We start from the raw sequence: 17472 nt of genomic DNA on the forward strand, positions 1-17472 counted from the left end.
GTCAGGAACTTGCGAGGGCTGGGAGAACGCTGCGGAGGCGGCGCAAAGCCTGACGTCGGATCAACGTAAGCCGTTGCAAGCGCTTGCGCTGAAGGCCGTATAGTTTGCGCATGACGCGACGACTCGCAGAGGTGGCCAAGAAAGTCGGAGTCAGCGAGGCGACGGTGAGCCGGGTGCTCAACGGCAAGCCCGGGGTCTCCGACGCGACCCGCGAGGCCGTGCTGACCGCCCTCGACGTGCTCGGCTACGAGCGCCCCACCCAGCTGCGCGGCGACCGGGCCCGGCTGGTCGGCCTCGTGCTCCCCGAGCTGCAGAACCCGATCTTCCCGGCCTTCGCGGAGGTGGTCGGCGGCGCGCTGGCCCAGCAGGGGTTCACCTCCGTGCTGTGCACCCGCACGGTCGGCGGCGTCTCCGAGGCCGACTACGTGGACCTGCTGCTCCAGCAGCAGGTCAGCGGCGTCGTCTTCGCCGGTGGCTTCTACGCCCAGGCCGACGCCGCGCACGGGCACTACGAGCTGCTGCACGAGCGCAAGCTGCCGACCGTGCTGGTGAACGCGGCCGTCCAGCACCTCGACTTCCCGCAGGTGTCGTGCGACGACACGGTGGCCGCCGAGATGGCCCTGGCCCACCTGCGCGCGCTCGGCCACGAGCGGGTCGGCATGGTGCTCGGGCCGAAGGACCACATGCCGTCGCGGCGCAAGCTGGAGACGTTCCAGGCCGAGGGCGGGGATCCCGGGCTGGTCGAGCACACGATGTTCTCGCTGGAGGGCGGGCACGCGGCCGCCGCCCGGCTGGTCAAGCGCGGGGTGACCGGCGTGATCTGCGCCAGCGACCTGCTCGCGCTGGGCACGATCAGGGCGGCCCGCCGGGCGGGGCTCTCCGTGCCGGGGGACATCTCGGTCATCGGCTTCGACGACTCGGCCCTGATGAACTGCACCGATCCGCCGCTGACCACGGTCCGCCAGCCGATCGACGCCATGGGCCGGGCCGCTGTCGACCTGCTGGTCGCGCAGATCGACAAGGCGGTGGTGCCGGCGGACGAGCTGCTGTTCGAGCCGGAGCTCGTGGTCCGCGCCTCCACCGCCCGCCCCCGCTCGGCGGCTTAGCGGCCGAGCCCGCCCCGTGCCCCCACCTCCCCCCGGGGGGCCTCAGCCCGTGCGGAGGGCCACGTAACTCAGTCGTTATCTTGCAATATGAAGTCGAAATATTGCGAACATCCGTCCCCGATCCTATGGTGTGGGCACCTCGCATCAGAAGGGTCAGACCATGCGGAGATCCACTGGGCTCTTGCTCGTATCCGTGCTCGGCCTCTCAGCCACAGCCTGCGGCTCCGGCAACCCCGCCACCCCGTCAGCCGGCGCCGGCGGTGCCAAGGCCGTGACGATCACGGTGGCCTGCCAGCCCGCCAAGTCCGCGCCGAAGGAGCGCCAGGCCTGGGACGACGACGTGGCCACGTTCATGAAGGCGCACCCGGGCGTGACGGTCAAGAGCACGGACCAGCAGCCCTGCTTCGACCCCAAGACGTTCGGCCCCAAGCTGGCCGGCGGCCAGATGGAGACCGTCTTCGTGGTCCCGGTGACGAACTACGACGACGTCATCGGCCAGGGCCAGGCGCTCGACATCACGCAGTACACCGGCAGCATCAAGAACTGGAACGACCTGCGCCCCGACGTGCGCGAGCTGGTGACCAAGGACGGCAAGGTGTACGGCGTGCCGAACGTCCACTACGGCGTCGGCCTGGTCTACAACCGCTCCCTGTTCACCAAGGCCGGCCTCGACCCCGACACCCCGCCCAAGACGTGGGCCGAGGTCCGCGAGGCCGCCAAGAAGATCGCCGCGCTCGGCCCCGGCTACGTCGGCTACGGCGAGTACTCCGGCGGCAACACCGGCGGCTGGCACTTCACCCAGGCCATCTACGGCCGCGGCGGCAGCATCCTGACCCCCGACAACAAGAAGGCCGCGTTCAACTCGCCCGAGGGCAAGGCCGTGCTGCAGAACCTGCACGACATGCGCTGGGTCGACAACAGCATGGGCAACAAGCTCCTGGTCGGCTGGGAGTCGCTCATGATGGCCATGGGCAGCGGCAAGGTCGGCATGATGCTGGGCGCGCCCGACGTGGTCACCGACGTGGTCAACAAGTTCAAGGGCAACGTCGCCGACTACGGCATCACCGGCTTCCCCGAGGCCAAGGCGTCGCTGAGCGGCGGCGAAGCGTTCATGATCAACCCGAAGGCCACCCCCGAGGAGGCCAAGGCGGGCCTGGAGTGGGTCGACTTCCGCTTCAACACCGTCGGCAAGGGCCGCTTCGACTTCGCCCGCGGCAAGGCCATCGGCAACCCGGTCGGCGTGCCCGACAACGCCGTCTACGGTGACTCGGCGACGGGCAAGGCCATCCAGGCCGACCGCGAGAAGAACGCCTCGCTGCCGGTCACGAACTACGCGCCGTACGTGCAGGCCGCCGCGACGATCCCGCCCAAGGCCGAGCCGGCGCACGCGCAGGAGCTGTACGCCATCCTCGACGTGGTCATGTCGGGCGTGCTGAGCCGTAAGGACGCCAGCGTCGACCAGCTCCTGACGGACGCCGAGACCAAGGCGAACTCCATGCTGGCGGCCAAGGGCTGACCTCGATGGGAATCTTGCGGCGCAACCTGACGGCCTACGGGTTCCTCTGCGCGGCCCTGATCTGTTTCACGGTGTTCGCCTGGTATCCGATGGTCAGGGAGTTCATTCTGAGCTTCCAGAAGACCGACCTGATCAACCCGCCCACCTGGGTGGGGCTGGACAACTTCAAGGCGGCGGTCCAGGACCCGGCCTTCGGCGAGGCCTGGCTGAACACCGTGGAGTTCACGCTGCTCGCGCTGCTGTGCGGCTATGCCGTGCCGTTCGTCGTCGCGCTCGTCCTCAACGAGCTGCGCCACGCCCGGGCCTACCTGCGGTTCGTGGTCTACCTGCCGGTCATGCTGCCGCCGATCGTGGCGGTGCTGCTGTTCAGGTGGTTCTACGATCCGGGGCCCGGGCTGTTCAACCAGGTGCTGGACTTCTTCCACCTGCCGCCGCTGGCCTGGCTGGACTCGTCGTCGACCGCCCTGATCTCCCTGGTCCTCGTCTCGACCTGGATGAACATGGGCAGCGCGACGCTGATCTACCTGGCGGCGCTGCAGAACATCCCGCCCGAGCTGTACGAGGCCGCCGAGCTCGACGGGGCCGGGATCCTCAAGCGGATCAGGCACGTCACGATCCCGCAGACCCGGCTGATCCTGCTGCTCATGCTGATGCTGCAGATCGTGGCGACCATGCAGGTGTTCATCGAGCCGTACATGCTGACCGGCGGCGGCCCGGAGAACGCGACCGTGAGCGTCGCATACCTGATGTACCAGTTCGCCTTCTCGCAGATGAACTACGGCCAGGCGGGCGCGCTCGGCATGCTGCTCATGCTCGCGCTCCTCGTCTTCGCGGCCTTCCAGCTCAGGACGACCCGTGAGGACAGGGCATGACGGCTACCGAACACAGGCGGGCCCCGGTGTCCGAGCCGCCCGGCAGGGCGAGGCCGACGCGGCGGCGAAGGTCGCCGAAACCGATCCAGGTGCAGTTCCGCACGATCGTCTCGCCGCACCAGCTCAACAGCAGGTGGGGCCGGCGGATCTACTGGCTGGTGCTGATCGCCGTCATCGTGGTCTTCACGCTGGCCTTCGTCTTCCCGCTCTACTGGATGATCACCGGCGCCATGAAGACGCCGGAGGAGATCGCCGAGATGCCGCCGTCGCTCGTCCCGGCCGATCCGACGCTGGAGGCGTTCTTCGAGGCCTGGGACCTGTTCGACATCGGCACGCTGCTGGCGAACACCGCGTACTACGCGCTGGGCGCGTGGCTGTTCTCCATGGCGGTGGACGTCACGGCGGCGTACGCGCTGTCGAAGCTGCGCCCGATGTTCGGCAACGTGATCCTCGGCGCGATGCTGGCCACGCTGATGATCCCGCCCATGGTCATCCTCATCCCGCTCTACGTCACGATCGTTGACCTGGGCCTGCTCAACAACGCCTGGGGCCTGTGGTTCCCGGCGGCGGCGAACGGCTTCAACATCTTCCTGCTCAAGCGGTTCTTCGACTCGATCCCGCGGGAGCTGATCGAGGCGGCGCAGATCGACGGCGCGGGCCCGCTGCGGGTGCTGTGGTCGGTCGTGCTGCCGGTCTCCAGGCCGATCCTGGGCGTGGTCTCCATCTTCACGATCGTCACCGCGTTCAAGGACTTCGTCCTGCCGCTGCTGGTCATGACCGACAGCGAGAAGATGACGATCAGCGTGGGCCTGTCGCAGACGGCGGGCGCGGTGACCCAGAACCAGATCATGGGCGGGCTGGTCATCGCCAGCATCCCCATGATCATCGTCTTCTTCGTCTTCCAACGGCACATCATGGCGGGGCTCACCGCCGGAAGCATCAAGGGATAAGCGCATGTCGCAAACGTGGTGGCGGGGGGCCGCGATCTACCAGGTCTACCTGCGTAGTTTCGCCGACGGGAACGGTGACGGGATCGGCGATCTGGCCGGCCTGCGCTCCCGCCTGCCGTACCTGAAGGATCTCGGGATCGACGCCATCTGGCTGAACCCGTGGTACCCGTCGCCGATGGCCGACGGGGGCTACGACGTGGCCGACTACCGCGACATCGAGCCGGTGTTCGGCACGCTGTCCGAGGCCGAGCGGTTCATCGAGGAGGCGCACCAACTCGACATCAGGGTCATCATCGACGTGGTTCCGAACCACAGCTCCACGGAGAGCGCCTGGTTCAAGGAGGCTCTGGAGAACCCCGCGGCGCGCGAGCGCTTCTGGTTCGCCGACGAGCCGCTGAACGACTGGCAGTCCATCTTCGGCGGCTCGGCCTGGACCCAGGTCCCCGACGGCCAGTGGTACCTCCACCTGTTCGCCCCGGAGCAGCCGGACTTCAACTGGACCAATCCCGAGGTCCACCGGGAGTTCGAGGACGTGCTGCGGTTCTGGTTCGACCGCGGCGTGGACGGCGTGCGCATCGACTCCGCCGCCCTGCTGATCAAGTCGGACACGAAGTACGAAGACCTCGACGAGGTCCACGACGTCTACCGTCGGTGGCGCGAGGTGGCCGACGAGTACGGCGAGCGCATCCTGATCGGGGAGGTCTGGCTCCCCGACCAGGAGCGTTTCGCGCGCTACCTGCGGCCCGACGAGCTCCACACGGCCTTCAACTTCGACTTCCTGTCCTGCCCGTGGGACCCGGCCGAGCTGCGCAGGGTCATCGACCTGACCCTCGCCACCCACACCCCCATCGGCGCCCCGCCGACGTGGGTGCTGTCCAACCACGACGTGACGCGCCCGGTCACCCGGTACGGCCGCGCCGACACCACGTTCGCGCACGGGGGCCGCCTCCACGGCACCCCCTCCGACCTGGAGCTGGGCTACCGGCGGGCCAGGGCGGCGGCCCTGCTGGCCATGGCGCTGCCCGGCTCCGTGTACGTCTACCAGGGCGAGGAGCTGGGCCTCCCCGAGGTCGAGGATCTCGCGGACGAGCTCCGCCAGGACCCGATGTACGCCAGGTCGGGCGGGACGAACCCGGGCCGGGACGGCTGCCGCGTGCCGCTGCCGTGGTCGGGGGAGGAGCCCCCGTTCGGCTTCGGCGCGGGCACGCCGTGGTTGCCGCAGCCGGAGGGCTGGCGCAAGCTGACGGTCGAGGCCCAGCGCACGGACCTGGGCTCGATGCTCAACCTCTACCGGACGGCCCTGGGCCTGCGCCGTGACCTGCTGGGGGACGGCACGCTGACCTGGCTCCCGGCGGGCGGCGAGGTCCTGGCCTTCACCAGGGACTCGGGCCTGACGAGCGTCACCAACCTGGGGCCCGACCCGGTTCCGCTGCCCGCGGGCCGGCTCCTCCTGGCCAGCGGCGCCCTGGAGGACGGCGCGCTGCCCTCCGACACCACGGCCTGGCTGACGAGGGACTGACACCGAGCACCATCAGCCCGGGGGCGGCCGGCACCGCCCTCAGGCGGCGCACATGCACGTGACGAACGCGTCCACCAGCCGCCGCACGGCCTGCCGCCGGTCGCCGCGCCGCCAGACGACGGCCAGCCGGCTCGGCGGCAGCCCCACCACGGGCCGGCTGACCACGTCGTCACGCCGGTAGAGCTCGGCGTTCCCGGCCGAGACCAGCACCACGGCCCGCCCCGACGCGACCAGCTCGAACGCCTCCTCGGCCGTCTCCGCCTCCGCCCCCACCACGGCGGGCGCCGGCCGTTGATCGCCGGCCAGCCAGAAGTCCCGCATGGGCCCGGCGGAGACCGGCAGCGCCACGAACGCCTCCCCGGCCAGGTCGGCGAGCGTGACCTCGGGGCGGGCGGCCAGCGGATGGTCGGCGGGCAGCGCCACCCAGCGCTCCTCCGTGCTGACCACCGTCCAGTCGTACTCGTGGCCGGGCACGGGCAGCCACGCGACGGCCACGTCGACCTGGCCGTCGCCCAGCCCCACGGTGGGGTCGCTCCACGGCACCTGCCGGAAGCGCAGGTCCCAGCCGGGCAGCGCGGAGGAGATGGAGGGCACGAGCCCGCGCCCGATCCGCGTCTGGAACCCGACGACCAGCATCCGCTCCTCGCGCGCCGCCGCCACCGCCCGCTGCGCGCCCTCCCACTGCTCGATGATCCGCCGGGCCTCGGGCAGCAGCGCCGCCCCCGCCGCCGTCAACGCCACGGTACGGCGGTCGCGCTCGAACAGCTTGGCCCGCAGCGACAGCTCCAGCTGCCTGATCTGCCTGCTCAGCGAGGGCTGCGAGATGAAGAGCCGCTCGGCCGCCGCCCGGGTGAAGCTCAGCTCCTCGGCGACCGCCACGAAATACCTGAGATCCCGAATATGGGCATCCATAGCAAAAAGCTATAACAGCCGGTCTTGGACGGGCTGGTGAGCCGCGACCCACGATGGAGCGCATGAGAGATCTGTCAGGAAAGACGGCATTGGTAACCGGAGCGTCGCGCGGCATCGGGCGGGCGATCGCGGAGCGGCTGGCCGCCGACGGGGCCCGGGTGATCGTCCACTACGCCAGCAACGACGACCTGGCCAAGGAGACGGTGGCCGCGATCGAGAGCGCGGGCGGGCAGGCGTACGCGGTGAAGGCGGCGTTCGAGGACGGCGTGGACGCGTTGTTCGAGGGCCTGCGGGGGGAGCGGCTGGACATCCTGGTCAACAACGCCGCCATCCTCGCCGGGGTGCTGGGCACGGTGAGCGAGGAGCAGTTCGACCGGGTCTTCGCCGTGAACGTGCGGGCGCCGTACTTCATCATCGAACGGGCCCTGCCGCTCCTGAACGACGGCGGCCGGATCATCAACATCTCCTCGGCCGTCGTCCGCATCGCCCTCCCGGACCTCGTCTACTCGATGACCAAGGGAGCCCTGGACACGCTGGGCTTCAGCCTGGCGCCCCTCCTCGGCGACCGGAACATCACCGTGAACACCGTCTCCCCGGGCGTCACGGAGACGGACATGAACGCCTGGCTGCGCGCGGACGACGGCACCGCCGAGCGCGCGGTCACCGAGGTGACGGCGCTGGGCCGCATCGGCCGCCCGCAGGACATCGCGGACGCCGTGGCGCTGCTCGCGAGCGAGGGGTCCCGGTGGATCACCGGTCACGTCCTGGACGTCACCGGCGGCTACTTCCTCGGCCCGCGCGGCGGCGTGATCCCTGGCTAGGGGGGCCGGTCCAGCGGGTGGCGCCGCTGGGGTCCCGGAGCCACGCCTCCAGCGCCGCGCGGGCGTCGGCGGCTCCGGCGGGCAGCCGCAGCGCCCTGAGTAGCATCCACAGCGTCCCCTGCAGCGCGCGCCGCGCCGCTCGGCCAGGTGCGCGTGCGCGTCCCGCAGCCGGGCCAGCACGTCGGGCGGGACCTGCCCGTCGAGCAGCTCCAGCAGCCGCAGCGGCTCGTCGAGCACCGGCCCGAGATAGGGCAGCTCGCCGGGAAACCCCCGCAGCGCCTCGTGCAGCTCGGCGAGCGCCCGCCCCAGTGCGGTCACCGTCGGCACCCGCGCCACGACCGGCGCGGGGCGCAGGTGGATCCGGAGGTTGAACGAGTCGTTGAGGACCACCGGCTCCAGGACCCGGATGCCGTGCTCCTCGGCCAGGGCGACGGCGGCGGCCACAGCGGGGACCATCTAGGCGGACTCCCTGATCACCAGCTCCGTGGGCATGATCACCGGCTCGGCCGGCCCGCCCTCGAACAGCCCGAGCAGGAGCTGGACCATGGCCGTCGCCTGCTCGGCCACCGGGTGCCTGAGCGTCGTCAGCGGCGGCTCGGTGTATTTGGCCGCCTCGATGTCGTCGAAGCCCACCACGGCCACATCGTCCGGCACCCGGCGGCCGGAGTGGCGCAGTGACTGCAGGGCGCCCACGGCCATCAGGTCGTTGGCCACGAAGACGGCGTCGAGGTCGGGGTCGTCGCGCAGGAGCTGCCGCATCGCGACCGCGCCCGACTCGCGGGTGAAGTCGCCGATCGCCACGATCGACCTGAGGTCGGAGTCGCGCAGCACGTTGCGGTAGCCGGCCAGCCGGTCCTGGCCGCCGATCATGTCCTGCGGGCCGGCGATCGTGGCGATCCTGCGCCGTCCCGTCTCCACCAGGTGCCGGACCCCGATCTCCGCCCCGCCGACGTTGTCGTTGTCGACGTACGGGATGTCCACGGGGACGGCGGGCCGCCCGTAGGAGACCACGGGGACGCGCAGGCGCGACAGCGCGGCCGGCAGCGGGTCGGCGCCGTGCATGGAGATCAGCATGACCCCGTCGACGTGCCCCCCCGAGATGTAACGCTCCACCCGGGCGTGGCTCTTGGCGGAGGAGGCCAGCATGAGCACGACCTGCTTGTTCACCGCTTCGAGCGCCACGGACGCCGACCTGATCACCGTGGAGAACATCGGGTCCTCGGAGAAGACCCGGGTGCCCGGCTCGCTGACGACCAGGGCGATCGAGTCGGTGCGCTGGGTGACCAGGCTGCGCGCGGCCGAGTTGGGCACGTAGCCCAGCTCGTCGATCGCGCGCTGCACGGCGTCGCGGATGTGGGGCGCCACCGTCGTCTGGCCGTTGACGACCCGGGAGGCGGTGGCGCGCGAGACCCCCGCCCGGGCGGCGACCGCCTCGAGGGTCGGGCGTCTCATGAATGCACCAAGTGGGAGAGCACGGAAAAAATCTACAGGCCGTTCCTGGTGATGACGTCTCTGTACCAGAGAGCGCTGTCCTTGAGGACCCTGGCCTGGGTCGCGTAGTCGACGTGCACGATGCCGAACCGGCGCCGGTAGCCCTCGGCCCACTCGAAGTTGTCGAGCAGCGACCAGACCAGATATCCGCGCAGGTCCGCGCCCGCCCCGATGGCCCGGTGCACCTCGCGCAGGTGGCCTTCCAGGTACGCCACCCGCTCGTCGTCGTGGACGCGGCCGTCCTCCACGACGTCGTCGAAGGCCGCGCCGTTCTCCGTGACCATGAGGCCGACCTGCGGATAGTCCTTCGAGAGCCGTACGAGGAGCCGCGACAGGCCGTCCGGCACGATCGGCCAGCCCATCGCGGTCGTCGGCGCGTCCGCCGCCGCGAACCTGACGCCCTCCGAGCCCGGCCACGCCGCGTCGGCCGGCAGCCCCGGGCACGACTCGACCACGCACGGGTTGTAGTAGTTGACGCCGACCAGGTCGATCGGCGCGTTGATGAGCTCGAGGTCGCCGTCCAGGACGTGCTCCGTCCCGCCGTTGCGCGCCGCCGCCTCCAGGACCTCCGCCGGGTACGTGCCGTGCACCGCCGGGTCGAGGAACTGCCTGGTCAGCAGCGCGTGGACGCGGTCCGCGACGGCCGCGTCCGCCTCGCCGGCCACCGCCGAAGGGTCGTTGACCTGGGCGGGGGTGAGCACGGGGGAGGAGTTGACCACCAGCATGAGGCTGCGCGCGCCGGACGCGCGCAGCCGGCGCGCGGCCAGCCCGTGACCGAGCAGCAGGTGGTGCGCCGAGCGCAGGGCGTCGGCCGGATCGCGGCGGCCCGGCGCGTGGACGCCGTTGCCGTAGCCGAGGAAGGCCGACACCCACGGCTCGTTCAGCGTGGTCCAGTCGCCTACCCGGTCGCCGAGCCGGTCGTGGACGGCCTGGGCGTAGTCGGCGAACCGGTAGGCGGTGTCGCGATTGGTCCACCCACCACGGTCTTCGAGGGCTTGGGGAAGATCCCAGTGATAAAGCGTGACATAAGGCGAAATTTCGGCGGCGAGTAGCTCGTCCACGAGCCGGTCGTAGAAAGCCAGCCCGCGCGGGTTGACCGGACCCGCGCCGTCCGGCTGCACGCGCGGCCACGCGACCGAGAACCGGTAGGCCGCCAGCCGCAGCTCGCGCATCAGCCCGATGTCCTCGCGGTAGCGGTGGTAGTGGTCGCAGGCCACGTCGCCGGTGTCGCCGTCCGCCACCTTCCCGGGGGTGTGGGAGAAGGTGTCCCAGATCGACTGGCCCCGCCCGTCCTCCTTGACCGCCCCCTCGATCTGGTACGAGGCCGTCGCGGCACCCCAGACGAACTCCTCGGGAAAGATCATCCCTTAACAGCTCCTTGCATGATTCCACCGATGATTTGCCTGCCGAACAGGGCGAAGACGGCCACGAGCGGGAGCGTGCCGATCGCCGTCCCGGCCAGCCCGAGCACGTAGTCGTTGACGTAGCCGCTGGCCAGCGTGGACAGCGCCACCTGGACCGTCGGGTTGTCCGGGTTCAGGACGACCAGCGGCCAGAAGTAGTCGTTCCAGGCCGACATGAACGTCAGCATGCCGAGCACCGCCGCCGCCGGACGGGCGGCGGGCAGCACGACGTGCCAGAACAGCCCCCACGTCGAGCACCCGTCCACCCGGCCCGCCTCCAGCAGCTCCGTGGGCAGGGCCCGCGACAGGTACTGGGTCATGAAGAACACGCCGAACGCGTTGACCAGCGCCGGGACGATCAGCGCGTAGTTGGTGCCGGTCCACTCCAGCTTCACCATGAGCATGTAGAGCGGGATGATGCCGAGCTGGGCCGGGACCATCATGGTGGCCACGGTGATCACGAGCATGACGTTCCTGCCCCTGAACTTCAGCTTGGCGAAGGCGAACCCGGCCAGCGTCGAGAAGAACATCACCGCGATCGAGATCGACCCCGCCACGATGACGGAGTTGACCAGCGCGAGCCCGAAGGGGACGGTGTCGAAGACCCGGGAGACGTTGGCGAAGAAGTTGCCGCCGGGGATCAGCGGCGGCGGCACCTGGGCCAGCGCCGAGTTGTGCCGGGAGGCCACCACGACGCTGTAGTAGAGCGGGAAGGCCGAGAAGAAGGCCACCGCCGTCAGGGTCAGATAACGCAGCCTCATATGACGCCCCCTTTCACCCTGTGGGTGATCAGGAAGTTGACCAGCGCGACGATCACCACGGCCAGGAACATCAGCCACGACGCGGCCGAGGCGTAGCCGAAGTCGAACGTCGAGTTCGCGAAGCCCTGCTCGTAGACGAACAGCGCCAGCGTCTGGAACTGCCGGTCGGGCCCGCCGGTGGCGATGCCGCCCCCGCCGCCGCTGCTCTGCCCGAACAGCAGGGGCTCGGCGATGATCTGCATGGCCCCGATCGTCGAGACGATGACCACGAAGACGATCGTCGGCCGGATCATCGGGATCGTGATCCTGCGGAGCTGGGTGAAGCCGCTCGCGCCGTCGAGGGTGGCGGCCTCGTACAGCTCGCGCGGCACGGCCTGCATGGCGGCCAGGAAGATCAGCGCGTTGTAGCCGGTCCAGCGCCACATGATCATCACGGAGAGCGCGAGGTGCGAGGTCGCGGTGCCGGCCGCCCAGTCGATGTTGCCGGCGCCGAACCACGAGAGCACCCAGTTGATCAGCCCGAAGTCCCGGCCGAAGAGCTGGCTGAAGATGACCACGACGGCCACCACGCTCGTGACGTTCGGCAGCAGCAGCGCCACCCGGAACAGCGTCTGGAAGCGCAGCCGCCGGTTGAGCAGGTGCGCCAGCCAGATGGCCAGCAGGAGCTGCGGCACGGTCGAGAGCACGCCGATGGACAGGGTGTTGAACGTGGCGTTCCAGAAGTACCCGTCGCTCAGCAGCGTCGAGTAGTTGTCCAGCCCGATGAACGTCTGGGTCTCCGACAGCAGCGACCACTCGTGCAGGCTCACCCAGGCCGTGTAGACCAGCGGGAACAGCCCGAAGGCGCAGAAGAGCAGGAAGAACGGCGCCACGTAGGCGTACGGCGACACCCTCAGGTCGAGGGTGTGCCGCACGCTGCGCCTACGCCGTCGCGGGACCGCGAGGGGAAGGGAGCTCATTTGATCTTCTTGACGTCCTCGAGCACCTGCGCCCACGCCTCGTCGGGCGTCTGCTTGCCCTGCTCCACGCGGCCGAGGCCGTTGCCGATGGCCGTGCGCACGTCGGCCTCCTTGGGGCCGAGGTGCTGCGGCTTGAGCGCCTTGGCGGCGTCGGAGTAGATCTTGCCGATGGGGGCGTCGCCGAAGAACGGCTTGGTGAAGTTCTGGATCGACGGGTCGTCGTACAGGGCCGGGATCGACGGGAACGTGCCCTCCTCCTTGAACACCTTGGCCTGGTTGTCCTTGGAGGTCAGGAAGTCGATCAGCTCGGCCGCCTCCTTCGGGTGCTTGCTCTGCTTGGGCACCATGAGGTGCGAGCCGCCGCTGTTGCCCGAGCCGCCGGGCACGGTCGCGATGTCCCACTTGCCGGCCGAGTCCTTGGCCTGCTCCTGGATGAAGCCGGTCATCCAGGCCGGGCAGATGATCGTGGCGAACGAGCCCTTGGCGAAGCCGGTGTTCCACGGCGGCGTGAAGGCCGCCAGCTTGGCGGTCAGGCCCTCCTGGGTGAGCTGGTTGGACAGGTCCCAGGCCTTCTTCACGTCGGGGTTGGAGGCCGCGATGATGTTGTCCTGGGCGTCGTACAGGCCGACGGGCGCCTGGTTGACCATCGCGCGGAAGATCTCGCCGGGGGAGTCCACGAACTTGGCGCCCGCCAGGTTCGCCCCGGCGAACTTCTTGCCGGTCGCGATGTACTGCTCCCACGTCGGCCAGAGGGCCGCCACCTCGGTCCGGCCGGTCGGCAGCCCGGCCTTCTTGAACAGGTCCTTGCGGTAGCACATGGCCAGCCCGCCCACGTCGGTGCCGAGGCCGAGCACCTGCGTGCCGTCCTTGCTCAACCCCTGCTGCCACTTCCAGTCGAGATAGTCGGGCTGCCGCTTGTCCAGCCCGTACTGCTTGAGATCGACGAACTTGCCCGGCTGGGCGGTGAACGTGCTGATGTAGCCGACCTCGACCGCCTCGACGTCGCCCGCGCCGGCGTTCGTGGCCAGCCGCTTGACGAGGTTGCTGTGGTGGTCGTTGAACTGGGTGACGTTCTCGACGATCTCGATGTCGGGGTGGGTCTTCTTGTACTCCTCGTAGAGCGGTTTGAAGCCGAAGTCGCCGAAGAGGCCGACGGTGAGCTTGATCTTCTCTCCCGGCTTGGCGCTCTGCGCGGCGGTGCTCCCGCCGCCGCCGCCTCCGCCGCCGCAGGCCGTCGCCAGGGCGAGCAGGGACGCGGTGATCAAGGGCATGGCGAATCGCCGGACGCGAGGGGTCATGGAACCCTCCATGGTCGGTGCTTGCGAGGTAGGTGAGAGAGCGCTCTCTCAAGAGATTCGCGGCGCTCACACCGGCCTGTCAACGGGGGTTAAATAACGATCCGGCTTAGCGAGAGAGCGCGTTCACGGGTTGAGCGCGCGGCCGGCCATGCGGGCGTACATCTGGCCGGGGCTCGGGGCCTCGGTGAGGAAGCCAGGCAGCACGGGCAGCTCGATGGCGAACGGGTCGAGCCGCTCGTACAGCTCGTTCGCGTCGGCGGGCCGGTCGTCCGGCAGCTTCTCCAGCAGCTGCGACAGCAGCGCGCCCAGCTCGCGGGGCAGCCCGGGGATGGCCGGCGGGCGCTCCTTGACCTGCTTCTCGAAGACCATGTAGTCGGTGGGCCCGGTGAACAGCTGGCGCCCGGTCAGCATCTCGTGCAGCACGCAGCCGAGCGAGTAGAGGTCGCTGCGCGGCTCGGCGACGCCGTGCTGGATCTGCTCGGGAGCCATGTACGCCGGCGTGCCCAGGATCTGCCCGATCCTCGTGAACGTGGTGACGTCGGCGTCCCGCAACATGGCCAGCCCGAAGTCGAGCACCTTCACGCTGCCGTCGGGGCAGAGCATGAGGTTCGTGGGCTTGAGGTCGCGGTGGCAGATCGCCAGGGCGTGGGCCGCCGACAACACGGCGCACGCCTGGGCCGCGATCGCGGCGGCCCAGGAGACGGGCAGCGGGCCGTGCTCGCTGACCACGTCGGCCACGGTGACGCCCTCGATGAACTGCATCACCTGGTAGAGCCGCTGCTCGTGGGTGCCGAAGTCGTAGAGCACCGGCGCGCCGGGATGCTCGAGCCGGGCCAGGATGCGGGCCTCGCGGATGAACCTGCGCTCCAGCTCGTGATCGTGCCCGCTGGGCAGCCTGAGCAGCTTCACCGCGACCCGGCGGTCCAGGTGGCGGTCGTGGCCCGCGTAGACGGCGCCCATGCCGCCTTGCCCGAGAGGGAGGTCGTCGAGCACATAGCGGTCACCGATGACCATTCGCCCCTCCCCGCAGCCTTCCGGGAAAAAACTACACCGTCACGAGAGGGAATGCCGTCCTCTCCCGCGACGGCTCCCCAGCGACCGAGCCCGCCTCACGAAGTGAGGCCATGAGCAGGGGGATGAAGGTGGCCGTCGGCGAGGCCGTCGAGGCCGAGCCTGATCAGCGCCTGCCCCAGCGTCGAGGTCTCGCGGATGGCGTCTTCGAGCACGGCGAGCTGCCGGAAGGCGTCGCCGTAGGCCTTCTGCTCCTTCAGCGACAGGCGCGGCAGCCGGGTGCGGCGCACGTCGAACCTGCTGGAGCCGGTGGTCGCCCGGCCGCCGGCGGCCCGTAGGAAGCCCGCGAGGAAGTCGGGGTCGAGCCGGCGCGCGTCCACCCGGTAGAGCGTCAGATGGGGCCCCAGCATCGCGCCGCCACCGTCGCCCATCACGCGCACGCTGGAGTAGGAGGCCACCACGTCGCCCGGCCGGATCGCGATCAGGCCCTGCTGCAGGGTGGTGGAGCCGGACGGCGACGTGCCGTTGAGCACGTCGTCGGAGGTCAGCACGGGCACCTCGCCGCCGTCCACCGTCATCTTGGGCGGGGCCTGCGACGTGGTCACCAGACCTTCCTTGATCAGGTCGCCCAGCGTGGTCGCGGGCTGGTCGAGCGGCTGCTCCAGGACCTTCAGGTCGGGCGGCGCGGAGGCGGCGGCCATGAAGCGGTCGCGGGCCTCGGCGTAGGCCTTGCCGACGTCGTCGCGCCGCTGGTGGCGGGCCGGGGTCATGTCGACCTCGTCGGCCAGCAGGTCGATGATGCGCACGGTCTGGTCGGAACGGTCCTCCAGGTACGCCTCCCAGGCCGGCTCGACGCTCGCCAGGTCGGCCGTGGCGTCGAGGATCAGCACCTCGGACGGCGGCCGCTCGCCCGCCGCCGGCCGGCGCAGCAGCCAGAGGTCCGACCCCGGCAGCGCGATGACGGCCCGCAGGGCGCCGGCGCGCAGCAGGTTGGCCCGGATGCGGCGGCCCGCCTTGCGGCTGGCGGCGGCCGGGGGCATGAGGATGGCGACCAGGCCGCGCGGCTTGACGTGGGTGAGGCAGTGCTGCACCCAGGCCAGCTCCGGCTCGCCGCGCGGCGGCAGGCCGTACTCCCAGCGCGGGTCGCCGGTCAGCTCCTCGTAACCCCAGGCCCGCTCGTTGAACGGCGGATCGCACACCACGGCGTCGGCCCGCTCCCCGGCGAACCCGTCGTCGCGCATCGAGTCGCCGGCCACGACCTCGGCCTCGACGCCGCGCAGCCGGAGCCTGGAGGCGGTGATGGCCGCCGAGGTCTCGCTGAGCTCCTGCCCGAGCATCCTGGCCGTCCCCGGCTCCGCCTGGGCGTGCTGGTCGTGGCCGGGGGCGAGGAGCAGCGTGCCGACGCCGCAGGCCGGGTCGAGGATCGTCGAGCCGCCCGGCCGTACGAGCCTGACCATGAGCCCGGCCACGTCCTCGCGGGTCACGGAGAGCTGCCGCGAGTGCGCCTCGAGATAGCGCTCACAGAGGAACTCGTACGCCGTCAGCGCGCCGAGCTGCTCGGCCAGCTCCAGGACGAGCTCCGCCAGCTCCGGCTCCAGCCCGCCCTCGGCGGGCGATCCGGGACCCGGTTCATTCTGGGGGGCCGGGCGGGTCAGCAGGGCGCCTGCCTGGGCCACCAGCTCGCCCAGCCGCAAATCGCCCGCGGCTTTCAGGCGTTGCCACACCCGATCTCCCAGGGAGACCTGGTAGGACTTCCCATAGCGACGTAGCCAGGACTCGACCTGCCGGAGCGAGAAGAGCGGCTGGTTGGCCGTGCCGCCGATGGGAGCGGGGAAGTCGTCGTGGCGACGGCGCCAGTTGCTCACCGCGGCACGCCCGACACCGGCGAGCCGGGCGATGTCCCCGGCGTTGACGGTCGGGTCGTGGCTCATGGTGCCCAGAGTAGTTCACAAGAGTCTTCAGCGCATCTGCTTGTGAAGTCTTTCAACCAATGATTTACTGCTGGGTATGAAGCACAACATCCGCTATGCCGCCGGATCAGACGTGGGCCGCCGCAGGGAGCAGAACGAGGACTCCGGCTATGCGAGTGGCCGGCTGCTCGTGGTGGCCGACGGGATGGGTGGACACGCGGCCGGCGAGCTGGCGAGCTCGGCGGCGATCGCCGTCATGCGCGAGCTGGATGCCACGCTTCCCGAGACGGGCTCGGACCTCGAGGGGGCCCTGGAGGGCGCCGTGCACGAGGCGGCGCGCAGGCTGGTCGAGCTGGCCGACATCGACCCCGCGCGCAGGGGGATGGGGACCACGGTGACCGCCATGCTGTGGGACGGCTACCGGTTCGCCCTGGCTCATCTCGGTGACTCCCGCGGATATCTGCTTCGCGATGGTGCTCTCTACCAGATGACCAAGGATCACACACTTGTGCAGTCGATGGTGGACGAAGGGCGGATAACCGAGGACCAGGCCGCCGTGCACCCCCGGCGTTCGATGGTGCTGCGGGTGCTGGGCAGCGAGGGCAGGGCGGAGCCTGACATGGCGCTGCGCGAGGCCGAGCCTGATGACCGCTACCTCCTCTGCTCCGACGGCCTCACGACCGTACTCGGTCCCGAGGTTCTGCACGAGGTCCTGACCACCGTGGCAGACCCGGCCTCGGCCGTCCAGCGGCTGATCGATCTGGCCAACGAGGGCGGCTCGCCGGACAACGTGACCGTGATCGTGGCCGACGTGGTCGCGCCGGGCTCCGGCGAGGCGGCCGTCTATCGCGTGGGGGCAGGTGCTTAACTGGAGTCCCAGGAGGCTCACCTGCCTCACCAGTCACAAAACCGAAATATTGGCTAATAGCACGACACTTTCCGA

15 protein-coding genes are annotated in these 17472 nt (G+C 70.1%); 7 read left to right on the forward strand and 8 right to left on the reverse strand.

Features of this window, described 5'->3' with window-relative positions:
- Positions 1 to 110: 110 nt before the first annotated feature.
- From H4W80_RS44065 to H4W80_RS44085, 5 genes are all read left to right on the forward strand, one after another.
- Complete coding sequence (locus H4W80_RS44065) at positions 111 to 1106, forward strand: LacI family DNA-binding transcriptional regulator (protein WP_192790490.1); 996 nt, start codon at positions 111 to 113, stop codon at positions 1104 to 1106.
- A 193-nt stretch (positions 1107 to 1299) separates the two neighbouring features.
- Positions 1300 to 2622 carry an ABC transporter substrate-binding protein gene (locus H4W80_RS44070; protein ID WP_318787335.1) on the forward strand — a complete coding sequence of 441 codons (1323 nt, stop codon included), beginning with the start codon at positions 1300 to 1302 and terminating at the stop codon, positions 2620 to 2622.
- 5 nt (positions 2623 to 2627) lie between these two features.
- A complete protein-coding gene (locus H4W80_RS44075) occupies positions 2628 to 3494 on the forward strand; it encodes a carbohydrate ABC transporter permease (protein WP_192790492.1) in 867 nt (288 codons plus the stop codon).
- Entirely contained in the window at positions 3491 to 4444 is a 954-nt protein-coding gene (locus H4W80_RS44080; RefSeq protein ID WP_225963991.1) for a carbohydrate ABC transporter permease, read from the forward strand. Before H4W80_RS44075 ends, H4W80_RS44080 begins: the two co-directional genes overlap by 4 nt.
- A gap of 4 nt (positions 4445 to 4448) precedes the next feature.
- Positions 4449 to 5963, forward strand: coding sequence for a glycoside hydrolase family 13 protein (locus tag H4W80_RS44085; protein WP_192790493.1), 1515 nt, complete (start codon positions 4449 to 4451; stop codon positions 5961 to 5963).
- 39 nt (positions 5964 to 6002) lie between these two features.
- Here the strand turns inward: H4W80_RS44085 and H4W80_RS44090 are convergent, their stop codons facing one another.
- Complete coding sequence (locus H4W80_RS44090; RefSeq protein WP_192790494.1) at positions 6003 to 6875, reverse strand: LysR family transcriptional regulator; 873 nt, start codon at positions 6873 to 6875, stop codon at positions 6003 to 6005.
- 62 nt (positions 6876 to 6937) lie between these two features.
- Between H4W80_RS44090 and H4W80_RS44095 the strand changes: the two genes are divergently transcribed.
- Positions 6938 to 7696: an SDR family oxidoreductase gene (locus tag H4W80_RS44095; protein ID WP_192790495.1), complete on the forward strand. Its 759-nt coding sequence runs from the start codon at positions 6938 to 6940 to the stop codon at positions 7694 to 7696.
- Positions 7697 to 8152: 456 nt separating this feature from the next.
- On the opposite strand, the gene H4W80_RS44100 is transcribed toward H4W80_RS44095, so the two are convergent.
- The 7 genes from H4W80_RS44100 to H4W80_RS44130 all read right to left on the reverse strand — a co-directional run bounded on the left by H4W80_RS44100 (position 8153) and on the right by H4W80_RS44130 (position 16550).
- Positions 8153 to 9148: a LacI family DNA-binding transcriptional regulator gene (locus H4W80_RS44100; RefSeq protein WP_192790496.1), complete on the reverse strand. Its 996-nt coding sequence runs from the start codon at positions 9146 to 9148 to the stop codon at positions 8153 to 8155.
- A 32-nt stretch (positions 9149 to 9180) separates the two neighbouring features.
- Complete coding sequence (locus tag H4W80_RS44105; RefSeq protein ID WP_192790497.1) at positions 9181 to 10551, reverse strand: GH1 family beta-glucosidase; 1371 nt, start codon at positions 10549 to 10551, stop codon at positions 9181 to 9183.
- On the reverse strand, positions 10548 to 11351 hold the full coding sequence (locus H4W80_RS44110; RefSeq protein ID WP_192790498.1) for a carbohydrate ABC transporter permease: 804 nt from the start codon (positions 11349 to 11351) through the stop codon (positions 10548 to 10550). Before H4W80_RS44110 ends, H4W80_RS44105 begins: the two co-directional genes overlap by 4 nt.
- On the reverse strand, positions 11348 to 12310 hold the full coding sequence (locus H4W80_RS44115) for a carbohydrate ABC transporter permease (protein WP_192790499.1): 963 nt from the start codon (positions 12308 to 12310) through the stop codon (positions 11348 to 11350). Before H4W80_RS44115 ends, H4W80_RS44110 begins: the two co-directional genes overlap by 4 nt.
- Positions 12307 to 13608, reverse strand: coding sequence for an ABC transporter substrate-binding protein (locus H4W80_RS44120; RefSeq protein ID WP_192790500.1), 1302 nt, complete (start codon positions 13606 to 13608; stop codon positions 12307 to 12309). Before H4W80_RS44120 ends, H4W80_RS44115 begins: the two co-directional genes overlap by 4 nt.
- Positions 13609 to 13731: 123 nt before the next feature.
- Complete coding sequence (locus H4W80_RS44125) at positions 13732 to 14622, reverse strand: serine/threonine-protein kinase (protein ID WP_192790501.1); 891 nt, start codon at positions 14620 to 14622, stop codon at positions 13732 to 13734.
- Positions 14623 to 14717: 95 nt separating this feature from the next.
- Positions 14718 to 16550 (reverse strand): N-6 DNA methylase, encoded by a 1833-nt coding sequence (locus tag H4W80_RS44130; protein ID WP_192790502.1) that lies wholly within the window; start codon positions 16548 to 16550, stop codon positions 14718 to 14720.
- Between the two features lie 76 nt (positions 16551 to 16626).
- On the opposite strand from H4W80_RS44130, the gene H4W80_RS44135 reads away from it, so the two are divergent.
- Positions 16627 to 17397 (forward strand): PP2C family protein-serine/threonine phosphatase, encoded by a 771-nt coding sequence (locus tag H4W80_RS44135; RefSeq protein ID WP_192790503.1) that lies wholly within the window; start codon positions 16627 to 16629, stop codon positions 17395 to 17397.
- Positions 17398 to 17472 lie beyond the last annotated feature (75 nt).

This window comes from Nonomuraea angiospora, from assembly GCF_014873145.1.
In the GTDB taxonomy this organism is placed as follows: domain Bacteria; phylum Actinomycetota; class Actinomycetes; order Streptosporangiales; family Streptosporangiaceae; genus Nonomuraea; species Nonomuraea angiospora.

Excerpts from the sequence above, each read along its gene's own strand:
- H4W80_RS44065 (WP_192790490.1), top strand. The coding sequence starts at position 111 with ATGACGCGACGACTCGCAGAGGTGGCCAAGAAAGTCGGAGTCAGCGAG.
- H4W80_RS44075 (WP_192790492.1), top strand. The coding sequence starts at position 2,628 with ATGGGAATCTTGCGGCGCAACCTGACGGCCTACGGGTTCCTCTGCGCG.
- H4W80_RS44080 (WP_225963991.1), top strand. The coding sequence starts at position 3,491 with ATGACGGCTACCGAACACAGGCGGGCCCCGGTGTCCGAGCCGCCCGGC.
- H4W80_RS44085 (WP_192790493.1), top strand. The coding sequence starts at position 4,449 with ATGTCGCAAACGTGGTGGCGGGGGGCCGCGATCTACCAGGTCTACCTG.
- H4W80_RS44090 (WP_192790494.1), bottom strand. The coding sequence starts at position 6,875 with ATGGATGCCCATATTCGGGATCTCAGGTATTTCGTGGCGGTCGCCGAG.
- H4W80_RS44095 (WP_192790495.1), top strand. The coding sequence starts at position 6,938 with ATGAGAGATCTGTCAGGAAAGACGGCATTGGTAACCGGAGCGTCGCGC.
- H4W80_RS44100 (WP_192790496.1), bottom strand. The coding sequence starts at position 9,148 with ATGAGACGCCCGACCCTCGAGGCGGTCGCCGCCCGGGCGGGGGTCTCG.
- H4W80_RS44105 (WP_192790497.1), bottom strand. The coding sequence starts at position 10,551 with ATGATCTTTCCCGAGGAGTTCGTCTGGGGTGCCGCGACGGCCTCGTAC.
- H4W80_RS44110 (WP_192790498.1), bottom strand. The coding sequence starts at position 11,351 with ATGAGGCTGCGTTATCTGACCCTGACGGCGGTGGCCTTCTTCTCGGCC.
- H4W80_RS44115 (WP_192790499.1), bottom strand. The coding sequence starts at position 12,310 with ATGAGCTCCCTTCCCCTCGCGGTCCCGCGACGGCGTAGGCGCAGCGTG.
- H4W80_RS44120 (WP_192790500.1), bottom strand. The coding sequence starts at position 13,608 with ATGACCCCTCGCGTCCGGCGATTCGCCATGCCCTTGATCACCGCGTCC.
- H4W80_RS44125 (WP_192790501.1), bottom strand. The coding sequence starts at position 14,622 with ATGGTCATCGGTGACCGCTATGTGCTCGACGACCTCCCTCTCGGGCAA.
- H4W80_RS44130 (WP_192790502.1), bottom strand. The coding sequence starts at position 16,550 with ATGAGCCACGACCCGACCGTCAACGCCGGGGACATCGCCCGGCTCGCC.
- H4W80_RS44135 (WP_192790503.1), top strand. The coding sequence starts at position 16,627 with ATGAAGCACAACATCCGCTATGCCGCCGGATCAGACGTGGGCCGCCGC.